At 42.5% G+C, this 3,975-nt stretch carries 4 protein-coding genes; 3 read left to right on the forward strand and 1 reads right to left on the reverse strand.

All coding sequences use genetic code 11. The annotated features are described in order from the left end of the window. Positions 1–68: 68 nt before the first annotated feature. Positions 69–521, reverse strand: coding sequence for a Fur family transcriptional regulator (locus RG47T_RS13560; protein ID WP_074489970.1), 453 nt, complete (start codon positions 519–521; stop codon positions 69–71). Between the two features lie 178 nt (positions 522–699). Here RG47T_RS13560 and RG47T_RS13565 point away from each other — a divergent pair, with 178 nt between their 5' ends. The 3 genes from RG47T_RS13565 to RG47T_RS26415 form a co-directional block, all read left to right on the forward strand. Beyond that, positions 700–3,039 carry a TonB-dependent receptor gene (locus tag RG47T_RS13565; RefSeq protein WP_074489971.1) on the forward strand — a complete coding sequence of 780 codons (2,340 nt, stop codon included), beginning with the start codon at positions 700–702 and terminating at the stop codon, positions 3,037–3,039. A 30-nt stretch (positions 3,040–3,069) separates the two neighbouring features. Further along, a complete protein-coding gene (locus tag RG47T_RS13570) occupies positions 3,070–3,711 on the forward strand; it encodes a hypothetical protein (RefSeq protein ID WP_074489972.1) in 642 nt (213 codons plus the stop codon). Positions 3,712–3,723: 12 nt separating this feature from the next. Further along, positions 3,724–3,975, forward strand: a 252-nt coding sequence (locus tag RG47T_RS26415) for a hypothetical protein (protein WP_216351057.1), incomplete at its 3' end; no start/stop codon positions are given.

Consider the following 3,975-nt stretch of genomic DNA (forward strand, 5'->3'; position numbering starts at 1 on the left):
ATGCAATTAAGTTGCAATAGAAAAGAAACAATATTACTTAGATATTAGTAGCTAATGCCTTTTCAAATTTAAGCTGATTTGGCCGCTGCCTTTTTAGTGCATTTGGGGCAGGTACCGTTGGCATATAAAGTAAAACCTTCGGTTTTAAAACCTTCGGGCAGGCTTACGGGCGGCAAATGCAAATCGTCGAGGCAGTATACATTTTTACATACCGTGCAATTAAAGTGCAAATGCTCATCGTGGTGATGATGCTCTCCGCAGTTTGAAGAGCACATGGCATAGTTTGCTGTACCATTAAGGTCAAATACTTTATGGATAATTCCTTTTTCTTCAAAGGCATTTAAAATACGATATAAGGTAACCCTGTCTATATCGTTCATCACGCTTTCGAGATCGGGTTGCGATGTGGCTGTGCTCTTAGAGGCCATCATTGACAGAACCCTAAGCCTGGGGCTGGTTTTCTTTAAATGATGTTTATCTAAAAGATCTTCGAAATCAAATTTATTCCTGGTTTGTGCCATTAGAATGGGTTAACGTACTAAAGTATGCAAAATTACAAAGAACGAATGACTTTTAACTAAGCACATCTGCAAAATGAAGTTTTGATGAATAAAATAACCCGGCAACGACCTATCTGCTTTTTTACAATAATCAAATGCAATATTATTGCATTTATAATGCATCTTTGTTGCGTTATAAATGAACAGAGTAAGCATGCGTATAACCATATTATTTATTTTATTACTTATTGGTACCAATTTAAGCTACGGGCAAAACACAGGTTTTACACTGAGTGGTAAAGTAAAAGATGCGGCTACTAAAACACCGCTTAGCCAGGCCACTGTCTCTGTAACAGGCACATCAACAGGAACCCATAGCGATAGTACAGGGTTTTACAAACTGGTTATCCCGGCAGGGATACATAAAATAAGATTTGAATTTGTAGGGTATGCTACCATAGATACGGTACTGAATGTAAATACTAACATCAAATTAAACGTATCTCTAAAACCATCAGACCAGTTTCTGAAAGAAGTACAGGTAAAATCTACAGCAGAAGTCCGCAAAACGATAGAAACCCAAAGCCTCACTGTATTACAGGGTACCGAATTAGAGCGCACCCGTGGTTTAAGCCTGGGCGAATCTTTAAAATCTATTACCGGGGTAACCACTTTTCAAACCGGGCCATCAATTGCCAAGCCTATTATACATGGCCTGTACAGTAACCGAATCCTGATATTAAATAATGGCGTACGGTTGGAAGCACAGCAATGGGGATCTGAGCATGCACCCGAGATAGACCCCTTTATTGCCAACAGAATTGAGGTTATTAAAGGTGCAGCCGGGATCAGATATGGATCAGACGCCATAGCCGGGGTTATTTTGGCCGAACCCAAGGCATTGCCAACAACACCCGGCACAATGGATGGCGAAGTTAACGCTGTAGGCATGAGTAACAGCCGCCTGGGTGCCTTTTCTGCAATGGTAGAAGGTGCTTTGGGTAAAAAGCTGGAGGGTTTTAGCTACCGCATACAGGGCAGCTATAAACGGGCGGGCAATACCAGTACGCCTAATTATATATTGGGCAACACAGGTTTAAGCGAAAACGATTTCTCGGCTGCATTACAGTACTACCACAAAAACTATGGTGTAGAAACCTATTACAGCAACTTTAATACCAAACTGGGTATTTTAGCGGGCACCGAAGTTGGTTCTATTGCAGATTTAAAGGCGCGCATACAGGAAACAGTACCCACTACACCTGCTGACTTTACTTACACCATTGACCGTCCTTACCAAACCGTAAACCATGCTACGGCCAAAGTACGCGGCTTTTACAATTTTGATGATGGCAGCAAGCTGCAAATACAGTACGCCTACCAAACCAATAAGCGGTCTGAGTATGATCTGCTTTCGTATTCGACAAGCCTCAACCCATCTTTATATCTGAAAATTAATACCTCTACTGCGGATATCAATTTCGACCAGAAACCCATCGGCGGCTTAACCGGATCTATCGGCGTGAGCGGCATGAACCAGGGTAACGTGCGGATGTACCAATACCTGATACCCAACTTTGTAGATTATGATGGTGGCGCTTACATCATTGAACGATACCGCTACAAAAAACTACTTTTCGAAGCCGGGATCCGTTACGATTACCGCTGGCTGAAGGCCTACCGGTTTAATGATACCGTTGCCAAAATAGAGGCTACCACCACACATTACCAAAGCAGCAGCTCTACCCTGGGTGCCACTTATAATATTACCAGCGATCTCTCCCTGAGCGGCAATTTTGGTTCGGCATTCCGGGCCCCTACAGTTAATGAACTTTACTCAAATGGTGTACATCAAACCCTGATCTCTTATGAAGTTGGCGACCCAAATCTTAAAACCGAGCGGGCCAGCAATTTCAGCCTTAATTTAAATTATCAGTCGCATAGGGTGGCTATTGATTTGCAGGGCTATTATAATAACATCAACAATTTCATTTTCCTGCAGCCCACAGGGCAATACACCCGGGTGCAAAGCGGCTCTTTGCTAATGTTTGATTATACGCAGGCCAATGTATTTTTCAGAGGGATTGACCTGGGCGTAATTGTAAAACCGTTAGATTCATTAGAGATCAATTCCAAAACATCCCTCATTTATGCCTACAACAAAACTATTCATGATTATTTAATCTATACCCCGCCTATGCGCTTGCAAAATGGCGTCACCTATCACTTTGGCAGCCTGGGGGCTTTTAAAAATTTAGTGCTTGGTGCCGAGAATGTATTTGTAGCTAAGCAAACCAAGGTTCCAGCTAACCAGGATTATGCACCGCCACCGGGCGCCTACAGCTTGTATAATGCGCATTTGGGATTCAGACTCATCATTAATCACACTTATGCAGCTATAGACCTGTCGGTAAACAACCTTACCAATGTGGCTTATAAGGATTACCTCGACCGGTTCAGATACTTTGCCAATGAGCCGGGCCGCAACATCATATTCAGATTACGGGTGCCTTTCAGCATCCTGCAAAATAATAAGTAAATAAAAATTAAACAATTAAATCAAAAACCCATGCTAAAACTAAAACACGCAACGTATGTGCTGTTGGGAACAGCCCTATTTTATGCAAGTTGCAGTTCGAAATCAGAACAAGCGGTGGCACCAACCATCGCCAATGAACAACTGACCTCTGCTTACCTTAAATTAACAAACGAAGCAAATGCTTCTGATACAACATCTTGCAGGTACAGGTTTCATCTGGACAACAACGGCAATGTTAAATCTACCGATTCGACCGCGCTGGTAATCAAAGCCAATGCTAAGTACGATGTAAAGGTGGTAATGCTGGATACCACCCAAAGCCCAACCTTCACCGTATCAGACGAGATTAAACAACGTCAAAATTATCACTTGTTCTTCTTCCAGCCAACCCCAATTTCATCTGCTAATCTGGTTATCGGCACTAGTTCGCCGTATATTTCTGGCACAGTTACGAGCGCAACAGGCCCTTACCTCAACTTAGCCGTAGCCCGCACAGATTTAGATACCAACACGCCGCCATTGCAAGTAGGCCTAACAGATTTATTTACCACCGGCGCAGCCAGCACAGGTAACTTAAGGTTGGTACTACGCCATCAACCCAATGCTAAAAACGGCCTGTATGCGCCTGGCTCAAGCGATTTGGACGTAAACTTTAAAGTAACTATTAAATAAACCATTACCAACATGAAAAAACAATTAATAATCATATCCACGGCCTTTATTAGCTTGCTATCCCTTAGTGCCAGCGCACAGGTTAAAAGCTACCTTAGCATATTTGGAGGTATATCTAACCCTACCGGAGAATTTAAGAAAGCCGATTACGGCGAAATTTACCACGAGAACAACAAAGCCGGTTACGCTAAAAATGGCTTTACCATTGGTTTAGATGGCGCTTACTATTTTTATAAAAATTGGGCTGTGGCGGGTACAATTTCT

It is taken from the genome of Mucilaginibacter polytrichastri (genome assembly GCF_001911425.1).
Taxonomy (GTDB): Bacteria; Bacteroidota; Bacteroidia; order Sphingobacteriales; family Sphingobacteriaceae; genus Mucilaginibacter; species Mucilaginibacter polytrichastri.

Excerpts from the sequence above, each read along its gene's own strand:
- RG47T_RS13560 (WP_074489970.1), bottom strand. The coding sequence starts at position 521 with ATGGCACAAACCAGGAATAAATTTGATTTCGAAGATCTTTTAGATAAA.
- RG47T_RS13565 (WP_074489971.1), top strand. The coding sequence starts at position 700 with ATGAACAGAGTAAGCATGCGTATAACCATATTATTTATTTTATTACTT.
- RG47T_RS13570 (WP_074489972.1), top strand. The coding sequence starts at position 3,070 with ATGCTAAAACTAAAACACGCAACGTATGTGCTGTTGGGAACAGCCCTA.